The 15,055-nt window shown below is 49.1% G+C and carries 11 protein-coding genes; 10 read left to right on the top strand and 1 reads right to left on the bottom strand.

Annotated elements, in window-relative coordinates; genetic code table 11:
• Positions 1-82 precede the first annotated feature (82 nt).
• From H7F31_RS29290 to H7F31_RS29280, 3 genes are all read left to right on the top strand, one after another.
• The gene (locus tag H7F31_RS29290; protein WP_187101694.1) at positions 83-988 is read left to right on the top strand and encodes an ABC transporter permease; all 906 of its coding nucleotides are present in this window, start codon (positions 83-85) and stop codon (positions 986-988) included.
• An 11-nt stretch (positions 989-999) separates the two neighbouring features.
• Positions 1,000-1,881, top strand: a complete 882-nt coding sequence (locus H7F31_RS29285; RefSeq protein WP_187101693.1) for a carbohydrate ABC transporter permease — start codon at positions 1,000-1,002, stop codon at positions 1,879-1,881.
• Positions 1,882-2,551: 670 nt separating this feature from the next.
• Positions 2,552-4,114: an FAD-dependent oxidoreductase gene (locus H7F31_RS29280; protein WP_261800172.1), complete on the top strand. Its 1,563-nt coding sequence runs from the start codon at positions 2,552-2,554 to the stop codon at positions 4,112-4,114.
• A gap of 52 nt (positions 4,115-4,166) precedes the next feature.
• On the opposite strand, the gene H7F31_RS29275 is transcribed toward H7F31_RS29280, so the two are convergent.
• Positions 4,167-4,781, bottom strand: coding sequence for a ketopantoate reductase family protein (locus H7F31_RS29275; protein WP_261800171.1), 615 nt, complete (start codon positions 4,779-4,781; stop codon positions 4,167-4,169).
• Positions 4,782-4,821: 40 nt separating this feature from the next.
• On the opposite strand from H7F31_RS29275, the gene H7F31_RS29270 reads away from it, so the two are divergent.
• The 7 genes from H7F31_RS29270 (at position 4,822) to H7F31_RS29240 (ending at position 15,047) form a co-directional block, all read left to right on the top strand.
• A complete protein-coding gene (locus H7F31_RS29270) occupies positions 4,822-5,373 on the top strand; it encodes a TetR/AcrR family transcriptional regulator (RefSeq protein ID WP_187101692.1) in 552 nt (183 codons plus the stop codon).
• 449 nt (positions 5,374-5,822) lie between these two features.
• A complete protein-coding gene (locus tag H7F31_RS34635) occupies positions 5,823-6,023 on the top strand; it encodes a helix-turn-helix domain-containing protein (RefSeq protein ID WP_397373305.1) in 201 nt (66 codons plus the stop codon).
• Positions 6,024-6,211: 188 nt separating this feature from the next.
• The gene (locus tag H7F31_RS29260) at positions 6,212-7,186 is read left to right on the top strand and encodes an AraC family transcriptional regulator (protein ID WP_187101690.1); all 975 of its coding nucleotides are present in this window, start codon (positions 6,212-6,214) and stop codon (positions 7,184-7,186) included.
• Positions 7,187-7,334: 148 nt separating this feature from the next.
• Positions 7,335-11,360, top strand: a complete 4,026-nt coding sequence (locus H7F31_RS29255; RefSeq protein ID WP_187101689.1) for a discoidin domain-containing protein — start codon at positions 7,335-7,337, stop codon at positions 11,358-11,360.
• A gap of 109 nt (positions 11,361-11,469) precedes the next feature.
• Positions 11,470-12,405, top strand: coding sequence for a helix-turn-helix transcriptional regulator (locus H7F31_RS29250; protein WP_179215612.1), 936 nt, complete (start codon positions 11,470-11,472; stop codon positions 12,403-12,405).
• A 111-nt stretch (positions 12,406-12,516) separates the two neighbouring features.
• On the top strand, positions 12,517-14,070 hold the full coding sequence (locus H7F31_RS29245; protein WP_187101688.1) for an ABC transporter substrate-binding protein: 1,554 nt from the start codon (positions 12,517-12,519) through the stop codon (positions 14,068-14,070).
• A gap of 80 nt (positions 14,071-14,150) precedes the next feature.
• Positions 14,151-15,047, top strand: coding sequence for a carbohydrate ABC transporter permease (locus H7F31_RS29240; protein WP_087568923.1), 897 nt, complete (start codon positions 14,151-14,153; stop codon positions 15,045-15,047).
• The last annotated feature ends 8 nt before the right edge of the window (positions 15,048-15,055 follow it).

Here is a 15,055-nt window from a genome sequence, read left to right as displayed (position 1 = left end):
GGTCAACTAAGTCAACTCGGGTTGCTCGGATTCATCCACGCGTTAATTCGGATTAAAGTAACGGAAGATAGGAGATTTTCGCATGCTTTCAAACTTGGGGAAGGATCTGAAACGGAACAAGTATGTATATTTGATGCTTGCACCCGTCGTGGCTTTCTATTTGCTGTTTCATTACGGGCCGATGTATGGAATTCAAGTCGCATTCAAGGACTATTCGCTTTCAGGCGGAATGTGGAACAGTCCGTGGATCGGGTTCAAATATTTCGAACAGTTTTTCGACAGCTATTACTTCGGCCGAATTGTTCGCAATACGGTGCTGATCAGCCTTTACGAGCTGTTGTTCGCTTTTCCCGCGTCGATCTTGCTCGCCATCATGCTTAATGAGGTACGGCAGCCTAGGTTCAAGCGGACCGTGCAATCGCTGACTTACATGCCGCACTTCATCTCTATCGTCGTTGTCGTAGGGATGATGACCGATTTCTTGGCCACGGACGGTCTTGTCAATCACCTGCTGACCTCGCTTGGACTGGACGAGATTCCTTTCCTTCGTGAGCCAGGTTGGTTTCGGACGCTCTATATCGGCTCTGGCATTTGGCAGCATATCGGCTGGGGCTCAATTGTCTATTTGGCGTCGATCGCCAATATCGATCCGACGCTGTACGAAGCGGCGAAGGTCGATGGAGCAGGAAGGTTCAAGCAGATCGTGCATATTACGATTCCCGGCATGATTCCGATCATCGTGATTTTGTTTATTTTGAAAGTCGGCTCGATGATGGCGGTCGGCGATGAGAAAATATTGCTAATGTATAACAGCGCAACGTACGAATCGGCAGATGTGATTGGGACATATGTGTACCGTAAGGGCATTTTGGAGACAAACATGAGCTACAGCGCGGCAGTCGGCCTTTTCAATTCCTTGATCAATTTCGCATTGCTCATCCTGGCCAACAGCTTCAGCAAACGAGTGAGCGAAAATAAGCTATGGTAAGGAGGAGGAACGTGCGAATTAGACAAAGCTTCGGCGAGACCGTCTTCGAATCCGTGAATTTGCTGCTGCTGTCGTTGTTGTCGCTGACGGCGCTTTATCCTTTACTATACGTGCTTTTCGCTTCTTTTAGCGATCCGGCGGCATTGATGCAAGCGAGAGGATTTTTGTTCAGGCCGATCGGCTTGAGCGCGGAGTCGTACCTGATGGTGTTCGATAATCCGATGATCTATACGGGGTATATGAATACGCTTTTCTACGTCGCCGTCGGCACGTCGCTGAACATTTTGCTTACCTCTTTCGGCGCATACGGGCTTTCCCGGCAAAATGTGCTGCTCAAAAATCCGATCATGTTCATGATCGTCTTTACAATGTTTTTTTCCGGCGGGCTTATTCCAAGCTATATGCTCGTTAACAATCTAGGACTGCTCGATTCGCGTTGGGCGATCATTTTACCCTCGCTGCTCAGTACGTGGAACTTGATTATTATGAGAACGTCGTTCCAGGCAATACCTGCCGGCCTTGAAGAATCCGCGCGGATGGACGGAGCGAACGATTTTACGATTTTGTTCCGGGTCGTTCTCCCGTTGTCGCTGCCGGTTGTGGCTGTGATGGTGCTGTTTTACGGAGTGGCGCATTGGAATGCGTGGTTCGGGGCGATGATTTATTTGCGTGACCGCGAGTTGTTCCCGCTGCAGCTCGTGCTTAGAGAAATTTTGATTACGAACAACACAGACTCGATGATGACGAGCGTCGGCGGCGGAGACAAGATGCCAGTCGGAGAAACGATCAAATACGCGACGATCATCGTGGCTACTGTGCCGATATTGCTGCTGTATCCTTTTCTGCAAAAATATTTCGTCAAAGGCGTCATGATAGGCGCGGTTAAAGGGTAGGAAATCGAATTTCAGCTTGATTAACAGATCCCGCCCAAGTCTCTTAACAATGTGAAACTGGGCGGGTTTTTAATCCGATCGAGTACAAGTAGAAATTTACATACGAGTAGTTCTCTTCTGAGCAGACGGATGGGGACTGGTCGATATCCGCTCCAATCTGGATCAACGATAATTCGGGTACGGAGCTGACGATGAGCACCCAGACAACGGCTGTTGCAGGCGTTCCGGTGCAAATCAATTTACATTGACGAGGATTACGATTACGTTGAGGTGTACAACTTCTATCGGCCTGACAGAAGGCGGTGTGTCCCCATGTCCCAAACAACACATGTGGAGTGTTGCTCATTGTTGGTCAGGAAAGACTAATAGTTGAGGTGTATTGGCGGAAATAAAAACCAACAGTTATTGATTATGTAATCGAGGGGTTCTTTTCATGTATCTAAAGGAAAAGGTAATATTCTTAAGACAATTTTTAAAAGAATAATAAGAGTTTATTATGAACTAGCTGAAAACAAAAATGGTATAGTGAATGGGAACAAGCCCATGAAAGGAGGCGCGTTGAAGTTATTTCTTTTTGTTCTTTTATATGAAGTTGACTTTGCAATCTTTATGTAGAAGACGACGATAAAGACTCTGAGTCTATTTAAATGATAGTACATGAGGTGTGGAAGTGAAGAAGCTAATATTGTTATTACTTGTGTTGGTTTTTATTTGGGGATGCAGTACAGGGAACGGAACGAATTCGCAGGGCGGCCAAGGAACAGAGAAGCCTGTTGCTTCGGATAATGCGACAATTAAAGAGAAAGATCCAAAACCTTTACCGGAAGGCAAAAACGCACATGTTGTTGTTATCGGTACGGAGATTGAAGGCATGTATTTGGCAAGAGCGGCTAAAGATGAAGGACTGTCTGTCCTTGTACTTGATCCGCGTGAAAAGCCGGGCGGTCAATTGATACAGGGAGAAATGCTGTTTCTGGATGAGCCTACGGATGATGCACAGAAAACAATGACGCAAGGACGCATTAAAAAATTATTTGATCGTTTTAAAAAGGGAGAAATTCGCAATATTGAGCATTTTACTACCTATTTTAATGAAGTGATGGACGGTATTCCGTTGGAATTGGGCATTACGATTGTGGATGTGAAGAAAGAAAAAGATGAGAAGAACGGTCGCACGAAGGTGAGCGGTCTGACTTACAAAACAGCAGCTGGTGAAGAGAAGACAGTAACGGCGGATTATTTTGTGGAAAACACTGACTTTACTGCTTTGACTCATTTACTAGGCGGCAAACGTCTTCCAGGAGTTGAAACGATTTTTAATGCTCCAGATGTTGATTATATGGCAAGCTCTATCATGATGAAATTTAAAGACGTAGACTGGAATAAGTTCAAGAGTGAAGTTATGGCACAAGGAAAAGAAGAACGTTTTGAGAAATATGGAGGGGAAACGACTGTAACCGATACATTTACTTGGGGATTTGGCAATGTGGGCAAAGAGTATGAGTCTACACGAGACGATATTTTCTTGCGTGGTCTGAATGCATTGAACCAACTGAATGGTGAGGTACTGATCAATGCGTTGCTTATCTATGATGTTGTTCCATCTGACAATGAGCGTATTGCAGAAGCCGTTAAACTAGGTCAGGAAGAGACTGATCTAATTGTTGACCATTTGCGTGACATGCTTCCAGGCTGGGAAAACGCCGAAGTAAACGGCTACCCTGATTATTTGTATATTCGTGATTTTGACCGTTATGAAACCGATTATATTCTGCAAGCTACGGATGTAATGGGCGGCGAAATGTTCTGGGATAACGTGAGCATTGCGAGTTATCCGCTCGATAATCAAGGGATAAAGAGCAGCCCTTGGGGCGTAGGGTTAGGAAATCCGGATAAATACGGTATGCCGCTGCGTTCATTTATTTTGAAAGATTATGCGAACGTTATTGTTGCTGGTAAAAACGTAGGTGCTACAGCAGCAGCTTACGGAAGTGCTCGTATTCAAGCGAATACTTCACTTGCTGGAGAAGTAATCGGCATTATTCTTGCCCAAATCGACGGTGAGAAGCAATTGGTGGAGCTTAATGAAGAGGATATGAAGAAAATGCATGCTTACTTGAAAAAAGAGTACAAAATTAATGTGAGCAGCGTAAAAGCTAAAAATAAAATTGCCGACTATACGGATGCTGAACGCGAGCAACTGAATTCCGGCAAGCAAGTAACGAAGAAATAATAAGGGTCAATCCATCCAGCCTTTAGAGAGCTTTAGAAGCTCTCTTTTTTTGTTAAGTATACATATTCGGTCCACGGGGAGTGAGGCTAATATACTTTATATACCATTGTTTGCCCTTCTCAATGTTCGCTATTATGTTCTTGTAAATAAAATTGAATACAGCCCTCATCATATCAAACGGTGAGGTAGAGGTCGCGGTTGCGCCTCTTGCTTTAAGTACAGGGACAATTTCCCTCATATTCTTGCCAACATTTGCGAATGAGTCGCTATGATTCATGAGTGCTGGAAAACTTCCCCGTCTCAACACCTCGGTTTCCATAGCCGCATTCATGGCAAAGTGATTCCATAGCCAGCTTTGCATATCCTTTACCCAACTAATTTTAAAATGGGCGCTTTCAAATAGTTCTTTGACCTTGTTGTTAATATGTTCAGTGCCTGCCCGTGGTTTTTCCAGAAATAGCATTTTCAAAAAGCCACCTCTAAGCCTATTGTCCGCGATGCCGCCTCCTGCTCCAGGAAACTCAAAGACAACATTGTTCATAGACAATGGTGAGATCGATGATTTCAAATCTTGCCAAACGTTATTGAATAGTAGGACAGGGGTGGTTCCGGCAACAGTTAATAGTAATTGTGCTGCTTCTGGAAGTTGTTCCGTGTTGACACTCACAATAATGAGATCATAATTCGGGCTCAGCTCCTCATGCAGTTTGACGTTAAATGTATTTTGTGATTTATATAGCCAAAAACCAATTGAAAAAATATCGATTCAAGAGATTGCTAACCAATCAGGATATAATCGCAGTACATTTTATCAATACTTTACGGATATCTATGAGTTGTTGGACTACGTTGAAAAACGTGTCATGAAATCCATTAACGAGGAAATGGCAAGCAGAGAGTTTTCTACACATACTTTCCAAGATGCACTTCAATGCTTGGAAAATGCGGAGGAGATTTCAGTCCTTAAAGCCCTCTTGGGCGACTATGGTTCTGTTCATTTTGTTGAACGCCTGAAAAGAGAAATTCCCTTTGAGAGATTGATTGTGGACTTTCCAACAAATAATGTCTTGGCACCATACATAATTGAATTTTACATATCAACATTAATATCTATGTTTCGCCTTTGGATACGCAACGGCAAAGATCTATCGTTGGAAGAATTGGTCAAGTTGATAGATAGCCTATTTGCAAATGGGATAACACCGTATCATATCTTTGGCATGGTCAATCCGCGGCGCCCTGATTCGAATAAAAAGTAAGGGGACGAGGGGAAACACTGGCGGTTCGGTACCTGTGGACAGTGAAACGTATGAAGCAGGCGAGGCAGTTGTCGTGCTGGGGCAAGGCACTCTGTGAAGACAGGCCACACGTTCGCGGGCTGAATACGCTGGCTAACGGAAGTGGCACGAACTATGCGTCTGGCGCGACACTGACGATGGGAGCAGCGAACGTCACGCTTTATGCACAGTGCACGGAGAACCCAACGTAAACGATGACGTATAACGCAAACGGAAGCACAGGCGGTTCGGTGCTTGTGGATAGTGAAGCTTATGAAGCAGGCGAGACAGTCAACGTTAAAAGACGTTGGGTAACTATCAACCCAGCGTCATTTTCTTTGCACCTCGGTTAAGCTTTCTTTAGAGGTGGTTGATGTTAAGCTGCTCGGGGAGCGAGTTCGACATATTCGTAAGGACTCAGTTAGGAACAATTGAGTGAGCTCGCCGGATTGAGTGAAAAATATATTGGGCAAGTGGAGCGGGGAGAGAAAAACCTAACCATTGACAATTTATATAAAATTTCGCGTAGCTTAAATTTGGCTTTGGAGGAATTCTTTCGTTCTTTGGACTCGATTGTGAGAGAAGACGGCTTTTTGATAAGTCATTGGTGTTTCAGCATTTGGAGTATTTGAAGTACAGCGGCGATTATTATTGGACCTGGCGTTTATCCGTAACTCACATTCCGCGCCCTCTGATACGGCATTTTGAATTTTAAAGGATATTGCAAAAACCATGTCGAATAGAAAAGATGTTGTTCTGGACAAACACCATCGTAAATTTGCATCGAATACATCATCCTAACACGGGGAGCATTCCGGATATGAACGCCAATAATCAGTTAATTTTCACGCAAGAACGCTTTCTTACCGCCAACTTACTTCTTCCGATGCTCTATCACGCAGGTTGGGAGATCCGGGACGGGCATTGGAGTTATCCGCAACGTGAAATGAGTAGCGGATTATTTCAGGCCCGTTACGTCTCTGAGCTCGCATGTTACGTCCGAACAATTCCTTATCATTGGCTGATGATGGTCCTTCAGGGCGAAGTCGTCGTCACCTGCAGCGATTTTCGAACGACGATCGGAGAGAATGGGGTCGTGCACTTCCAGCCCCATCAACCGCATCATATCAGCGCCGATCAGCCCGCCAACTACATCTGGATTCATTACAAAATGCTGCTCCCCTCGCAGGAGGAGCCGTTGCTGCCGTTGTATCCCGATGAGCAAGTAGCGCGGTACGGCAGAGAAACGGTTTTCCAGGAAGCCGTAGTCGATCTTCCTTCAATAATTGTACCCAGAAATCCGAATTTGGTTCGCAAGCTGTTTACGACGACAGTCGAGGAATTCATGCTCGAGCCTCCTGGATTTATGTTGTCCTCCAAAGCCAACTTCCAATGCCTGCTGACCGCGTTGTTCCGCGAAGCGACAGACCGGAGCAGTCCTGCGATCGTGTCCGACCCTGCGATCCAAAGAGCTCTGGACCACATCCATCAGCATTATGATACCAAAATGACCATATCGAGCCTCGCGGCCCTCGTAAACTTAAGCCAGAATTACTTCATTTCGCGATTCGGCAAAATCGTCGGAATCAGTCCGAACGAATATATTCTCCGCTTCCGTATCCGGCATGCGAAGATGCTGCTGCGCGACACGGACATGAGGCTGACAGAAATCGCCGCGTGCGTCGGCTTCGAAAGCCTTTCCTACTTCAGCCGAATGTTTCGGAAACTGGAGGGCATACCCCCAAGCGAGTATAAGTCGTACAAATTGCGGACCGATGTCCATCATTCGGAGTGATGAAATCGGTTTGTCGATACCCGGCCGAATATCGTAGTATTGTGCAAACAATAACGAGAATAGGAGAAGATTGGACGATATTAACCTCCTATAATGAGATATGAAAGCGTTTTATCTATCCATGCAACTCATCATTAGGAGGGGTTTAATGAAACAGGCGATTCGAACATTCATTCTGTCGGCCCTAATTTTTACGTTCGCTGCTCTCGTCCGTCCCGAGTATGGCTCGGCGCAAGCGACTGCGGAGTGGAACTGGCAGACGAACGGCAATTACGAAGGGTGGACGCCCGGCAACGATATCGCGAGTTCTTCCGTCACCGACGGTATGCTGCAAGTAACGCTCGGCGGCGCGGATTCGCAGTTAACAAGTCCTGCGGTGTCCATAAACGCGACCGATAACAAGTTACTTGTGCTGCAATACCGAAACGGCACGGGAAACGGAACGGCGCAGCTGTATTGGAAAACGACCGGACACGGTTACTCGGAAGCCTATAGCCTGCCGATCACCGTTCAGACGGACAACGAGTGGCATGAGCTTCGCGTGCAGCTTCCCGCGTCGTGGACGGGAACGGTTACCGAACTCCGCTTCGATCCGAGTCAGGGAAGCAGCGGCACGTTCGAAATCGATTATATGCGCATTCTTAATACAACGGCGGACCGCTACAATCTGGCCAACGGTTATGTAAAGCTTTCCGGAATTTACGGAGTAATCGATCTCGTTCAGTTCGATCCGACCGGTACGGGGAGCTACGGTGAGAACCTGCTTGCGGGCAACTTATATTTGACGGCGAGCAGCGGAACGAACACCCTGCCGGGGTTGGGTACCGCGGTTACCTCCACGCTTTCCGGAAACACGCTGACGCTGAGCAATATTACGTTCGGGGCGTACGGCACGTTGAACGTGACCGGCAACTGGGTGATCGAATTGGACGGCAACAAGTGGAGCAACACGTTCACGATTACGTCCAATGCGAACAACATTCCCCTTCACAATATAGGATATATTATGCCGATGCAATGGTACGATCCCGGCTTTGACGTGACGGTGCGCAACCGCGTGCCGTTCGACTACATGATCGGGGGAGATAACCAGTACCATTCCAGCTATGTCTACAAGCGCGGCGCGGAAAGAACGTACAGCCCCGCGTTCGAGTTGCGGCAAAGTCCGCTTTATATTCACGGAGCGAATGGCCATGATTACGATTTGCGTATCGAATACAATCAGCCGACCGTGGAAGTGGCCGTCGGGATCGATTCGATGACCTTCCCGTTTTTTGCGGCGGAAGGGACAGGCTCTCCTTATTTCAAACCGTACGTGCTGAATACGGGCGAAACGTTGGTTCGCGAGTTGAACTTCACGGTCGAGCCGAACAACGATTGGCTTCCCGCTGGTTTTCCTGTGTTCGAAGGCACTGACGCCGCGATGACGAGCGCGCTCACCGAGATGTTTTACGAGCGCAATTACGAGCGGCATATCGGCAGCGGCCCGACCTGGCGGGAGTGGATGGGTACGATTCGTGACTGGTTGCAAGACGAAGCATGGCGAACGGGTGAGAAGTACTCGATGCTCGTCCAGCGGCAAGACCCGGACGGTTATCCCTGGACTTGGGACAACTCAAAGGGGTGGCCGTTCCCCGGTGACGGCAGCGACACGCTTCATCATATCGATACGCCCGCCAACTTTATTCTAGGCGGTTACCGTTACTATGTCGCGACAGGAGATCGGGAACTGCTATCCACTCAGATCGATCGGATGCGCGCGGCCCTGGCTTATATGCTGGACTATTACAATCCTACGAAAAAGCTTTTCATCATTACCCAGTCCGATCATGAAGGCATTAGCGTAACGGAGAACGGGAGCGATTATTGGGACATCCTGCCGCACGGGCATATCGATGCATACAGCAACATGCACGGCTATGCGGCCTTAACGGCCATGGCCGAACTGGAACAACTGGTCGGAAATACCGCCAGAGCCGCAGAGCTGAACGGCTATGCGAACGACTTGAAGGCGGCGTACGACACGACCTTCTGGCGGACGAACCACTACATTCAGACGATCGACGTGAACGGAGTAGAGCATGACTACGGCCCAATCTATCTGAACGTTGCCGCGTTCTATTACGGATTGGGAGACAGTACCAAAGCGACGACCTTCTTCAATTGGGCGGAGACGGTGACGACCTCCTCCGGAGAGGCGGACGTGTTCAGCAAGTTCGTATTCGCTCCCCGCGCGACCGTTACGTCCAACCCGAGCAAAGCGCAAGGCGGGTGGTGGGTATCGGCGTGGGATAATTACGGAGCTTACGGAGACCAAATTCAGGACGGCGGCGCGGCGCTGTACACTACGTTCTACGAAATCGCCAGCCGCGCGCAATACTTGGGCGCCAACAATGCCTACGGCCGTTTCTCCGATATCATCGACCGTTATGCGCTGGACCATCTCAGCGGTGGCAAAACGCTGTATAACGGCGAAACGGTGCAGCACACTTATGCCGGCAGCGTCGGCACTTGGGGAGAATTCCCGGAAAGCGCCCTTGTCCCCGTCGCGCTACTTCGCGGATTCATGGGCATCAAGATGGACAAAGACGGCTTGCAGATTAAGCCCAATATGCCGTCGACCGGATTAACGCAAGCCGGCGTAACGAATTTCCGTTATTGGGATATGAACCTAAAGCTTACAGTTTCCAATTCGTCTGTGCGCCTTCAGGTGCTGGAGAACGAAAGCCCGTATACGGACTGGGAAGTCAACGGAACGGCGGTGAGCGGGCTGTTCGACATCACCGTTAGCCTCAGTCCCGGGCAGAACGTGACATTGACTCGGGAAGCGGGATTGGGCGTTAATCTCGAAACTATCGAGTATGATACGATGGTGGGCTGGGCTTCGGGAGACTATTACCCGGTCAGCATTAATGGACGCGGTATCGGGGGGCATAACGGTGACGACGATTCCGTCCGGTATAAATGGCCTCTTCTGAAGGGCAAGAACGTCATTACCGTCAAAGCAGTGAACGCTCCCGGCTCGACCGGCGGATTCCTTGCCGACTTCACGTTGCCGGACGGACGCAAGATTGTATCCGACGCTAGCTGGAAAATCAGGAGTGAACGAGAGGATCGTTACGACGGCCTGGCCTTGGCGGACGGCAATTGGACGCAAGCGACCAGCCAAGGGGCGTATAGTTCGTCAACTCGCGGACCCGTCGTCAACTTCCCGGGCGGATCTGATGCCCACTGGATATGGGATAGCACCGGACAAGCGCCATGGCTGCTGCTTCGCAAGACGTTCAACTGGGATGAATACTGGAGCTTTAACTATGACGGCGACGAACAGGAATGGGGGGGATTCACGCACCTCCTTGACCGGAAGGTGGTCGGAGATACGTTTAACGCGGAGATTAGCGGCAACGATCCGAGCATGACCCAATCGATTAACGTCGATGCGGCCAAAAAGAAGCGGTTCGTCGTGCGCATGAAGAACGGTACGGCCAGCACGACCGCGCAACTGTATTGGGCGACCGTACTATCAGGCATGGATGAGAGCAAGCGCGTCGATTTTACGATCGTTGCCAATGACCCGAATTATACGACGTACGAGGTCGATCTGACCGGCCATCCCGAATGGCACGGCACGATTACGGCTTTGCGGTTCGACCCGGCGACGAACGCGACGGGGACGACCAGCATCGATTGGATCGAACTGAAGTCGCTGGACGGCGACTTCGACGTGGCCGATCGCGTCGGAATCTCGGCGTCTTCCGCTTACAGCAGCGGGTGGGAAGCTAGTCAAGCGATCGACGACGATATAGCAACGGTATGGTCCAGTACTGCGCATACCGCGAATGCGACCGAGTGGATTCAGCTTGATCTGGGCAAAGCCCATACGATCGAGCGAGTGCGGTTGAAGCCGCGGCCGGGCGGCAGCGGATTTCCGGTGGATTTCAAAATTCAAACGAGCATGGACGGCGCAAACTGGACGGACGTTCCGGGTCAAGCCTATACCGGTTATTCGAACCCGGGCAGCAGCTTGGAGACGTTCGCGTTCAGCTCGCCCGTGACGGCTAAGCATGTGCGTATTTACGCAACACAGCTCGGTCAAGACGACAATAACAATTACGTGTTTCAACTGAGTGAGCTTTGGGCGGACGACAAAAAGATTTCCGGTTCCCCGTCGTGATTCGGCCGTAAGCCGAAAGTCGGCGGTAATCCGTGAAGAACGAAAACAAAATGGAGGTGCAGATGATCGTCTGCACCGCCGCTTTTGTTAGGCCGGGAGATGAATGAAGTTGGAGAAGCTGCATGTTCAACATCATAGTTTAATGTTGCCTATCATCTATCACGTCGGTTACGAGGATCGGGAGGAGGAGTGGGAGTACCCGGAGGCCGTACACCAAGGGAAGGTACTTAACGTGCAATACGACTTTTCCCGCACTCACTACGTGCGTTCGCTTCCCTTTCATCTTATCGTGATGGTTCTCAAAGGCAGCGTAACGTATCATATCGGCGACGAATCTTATCTCGCGGAAGAAAACAGGGTGATCCATATTCCTGCGCATACGCCCCATCATATCTCCGCGACCGGCGTGCCGCTTAGATATATTTGGATTCATTATCAGCTGCTGGTGCCGGAGCAGTCGATCCCGATCATGCCTCTGTCGCCCGGAGACGAAATCTCCGTTTTCAAAGGCGCGGTATCGTTCAAAGAGGCGCTTCCCGAGCTGCCGATTCTGATGAAGCCCCGCAATTACTACACGATCAAAAGTCTGATGAAGTCGATCTTGGAGGAAGTGTGGGCCGAGAAAACCGGCTGGCTGCTGGCTTCGCGGTCTTATTTTCAATCGATGATCACGCACCTGTACAGAGAAGTGACGGTAGAGGAAGAACGGACAGGTACCGGAATTGCCGATCCCCATATCGCGGTCATTATTGAACATATTCATAGCTCGTTTGCCTCCAAGCTGACAGTAGAGGGACTTGCCTTGAAAGCCAACCTGAGCTTGAACTATTTTATCTCGAATTTCAAGAAATGCACGGGCTTTACGCCCGGAGAATATGTCGCCAGAGTTCGTATTCAATATGCGAAAAAATTAATTCGGGAGGGCATTAAAACCGTCTCCGAAATTTCCGATATGGCCGGATTCGAAAGCGTGTCGTATTTCAGCAGGGTGTTCAAAAAAATAGAAGGTCTTACGCCGGGCGAGTTCAAACATACCGAAGTATAAGGAAAGTGATTCTGTTAAAGAAAACGATGATTTTCTGTATATAAATGAAAGCGATTCAAAATTAAGATTGAATTAGGTTAACTCAATACGAATATAGGGGGCAACACAGAAATGAGGAAGAAGCTGATCGGGTTCATTCTACTCTCGCTCGTCCTGGTGATGGCGGCAGGCTGTTCAGGTTCGAATTCCGGCACGAATGCGTCGCAATCGAATGAACCGCAAAGCTCCGCTGCAAGCAAAGAAAAGCGTACGGTCACATTCGCCACGATCGCCGGTTATTACACGGATGGATTGAAGGAGGCAGCCCAAGAGTACACGAAGCTGAATCCGGAAACCGAAGTCGTCATCGATGTCATTAAGGATAACGATACGTATCAAGCGAACTTCAAAGCCAAGATGGCGGCGGGAGGGAAGGATGCTCCCGATATCGTTCACATTAATTTGATCGGGGAAACGAGCTCGGCCGATGCGATCGATAAAGGCTGGCTGTTGAAGCTGAACGATTACGTGAACCAACCGAATCCCTACAGCGGCGACAAAACCGTATTCGAGGGAATCGATCCCGAATACCATCAGAACACGTATAGCCGGGACGGGGACGTTGCCTATCTCCCATTCGATCTGGTAGGCACAGGATTCTACTACAACAAGGATATTTTCGCAAAGCTGGGAATTTCCGAACCGGAAACGTGGGAGGAATTGCTCGCTGCGTGCAAGCAATTGCAAGATGCCGGCTATATTCCGATTACGATGCCTTTCGGCTTCGAGTCGACGATCACACAGGCGTTTCTCGACTGGAGCGCCAAAAGTCTTTACCCGGAGTTGTTAATTCAGCCGGAAGATGCTCGCTACGACGAGAAAATCCATAAACTGAATACGAGCATTGCCTACTCTGCCGACAATGGAAACTTCGATTTCGGCGCGAGTTACGATCCGGAAAAGCAATTGCTTGCTCTCAAAAACAAGCAATACGATATGCAAGGGGCTGCCCAACGCAAAATCTGGACGGTCATGAAGGAATTGTCCGCGTATTACCAACCCGGCTACGCAACGATGCAGGATCCGGACGTCTACCAACTGTTCATTGCGCAGAAAGCGGCGATTTATTGGAACGGCAGTTGGCAAGTGGGAACGCTGCTCGACGATATGAAGAAGCTGGGCGACAAATCCTTCGGATGGGGAACGTTTAAATTCCCCGAGTTCGCCGAGGCCGACCCGCTGTTTCCGGGAAAACCGCGAGGCATTCTGGTGCCGGGCCATCTGCTCGGAATCGCGGATAAGAAGGACCCGGAGCAAGAGAGCCGGACGAAGGATTTCATGATGTATCTTTATTCGCCGGAAGTCGCTCAGAGAGTGTTCGAGACGACGCTTGAGGCAGGACAGTTCGTTCAAGGTCCTAGCCTGGTGCTTGGGGTGAAGCTGCCAGACGAAGTCAACGCATATCTTACGGGCTTCAAAGTCGATGGCAGCATGGGCTACGCGATCGCCAATGCCGTTCCTTCCTCGGACACGAATCAAGCCAAGCAATCCGCTCAATTGAAATACTATGAAGGCAAACTATCGCTGGAAGAATTTTTGGCCGAGCAGGACAAAATTTTGAACCGGGATATGGATATCTATATCAAGGCTCAACAATACGATCTGGATCCGAAGACCAATCCATAAGCTGCAAACGGAATTCATCATACAGGCCGAGGGAGAACGATGTGTTCTCCCTCGACGGCTTGCTTACATGGAGTGAGATTATGATCGACAAGCCCTTTCGTCCCGACAGAATCCGATATTGGTTAAAAGCTTATTTTTTTATCGTTCCTTCGCTCCTGTTCGTCTTGATCTTTCTCTATTATCCGATGCTGACTTCCATCTATCATTCCTTTACGGACTGGAATTTAGCTCAAGCGGAATGGATCGGTTTGGACAACTATATTCGCATGTTTAACGACAATACGTTTCGAATCGCGCTATCCAATCAACTTCTTTTTACCGTCACGGATATTGTCAAAAGCATCGTATTCCCCTTATTGGCGGCGGAGTTGATTTTGTCCTTGCGCGAAACGAAGCTTCAATATCTGTATCGTACGGGTTTCGTGATTCCGATGCTTATCCCCGGAATTGTTTTCGTTCTGATCTGGCTTTCCGTTTACAACCCTTCCAACGGATTGCTGAATCATTTCTTGTCGTTCGCAGGTCTGAATTCTCTGGCAAGGCCGTGGCTCGGGGAGAGCGACACCGCGATATGGGCCGTTATTCTCATGGGATTTCCTTATATCACAGGTTTGCCGTTTCTTATCTTTCTCGCAGCGATCGGGGGCTTCAACAAGGAAATTATCGAATCGGCCAGAATGGACGGCGCCAAGTTTCGGAATATTTTTCTTAAAATGCATCTGCCGTTGCTCGCGCCGCAGTTCAAAGTCGTGCTTCTGCTGACGATCATCGGCAGCTTGCAGGACTTTGTGCGAATTATCGTACTGACCGGAGGAGGACCGGGAGTATCGACCACGGTGCCGTCGCTCATCATGTACAACTCGGCCTTCAAAAACTCCAATTATGGATACGGCAGCGCGGTCGGCATTTTCCTGTTCGTGAGCATTCTCCTCCTAACGCTGTTGGTATCAAAAATTTTCAAGTCTGAAAGAGAGTGAATCCGGGC

This window comes from Paenibacillus sp. PAMC21692, assembly GCF_014303795.1.
Classification (GTDB): Bacteria; Bacillota; Bacilli; order Paenibacillales; family Paenibacillaceae; genus Pristimantibacillus; species Pristimantibacillus agaridevorans.
The sequence above is the reverse complement of the archived record's forward strand: the minus strand, read 5'-3'. Positions and strand labels throughout refer to the sequence as shown.

What these genes read in the sequence shown, in the direction of transcription:
- H7F31_RS29255 (WP_187101689.1), top strand. Translation starts at nt 7,335, where the DNA reads ATGAAACAGGCGATTCGAACATTCATTCTGTCGGCCCTAATTTTTACG.
- H7F31_RS29260 (WP_187101690.1), top strand. Translation starts at nt 6,212, where the DNA reads ATGAACGCCAATAATCAGTTAATTTTCACGCAAGAACGCTTTCTTACC.
- H7F31_RS29245 (WP_187101688.1), top strand. Translation starts at nt 12,517, where the DNA reads ATGAGGAAGAAGCTGATCGGGTTCATTCTACTCTCGCTCGTCCTGGTG.
- H7F31_RS29290 (WP_187101694.1), top strand. Translation starts at nt 83, where the DNA reads ATGCTTTCAAACTTGGGGAAGGATCTGAAACGGAACAAGTATGTATAT.
- H7F31_RS29240 (WP_087568923.1), top strand. Translation starts at nt 14,151, where the DNA reads ATGATCGACAAGCCCTTTCGTCCCGACAGAATCCGATATTGGTTAAAA.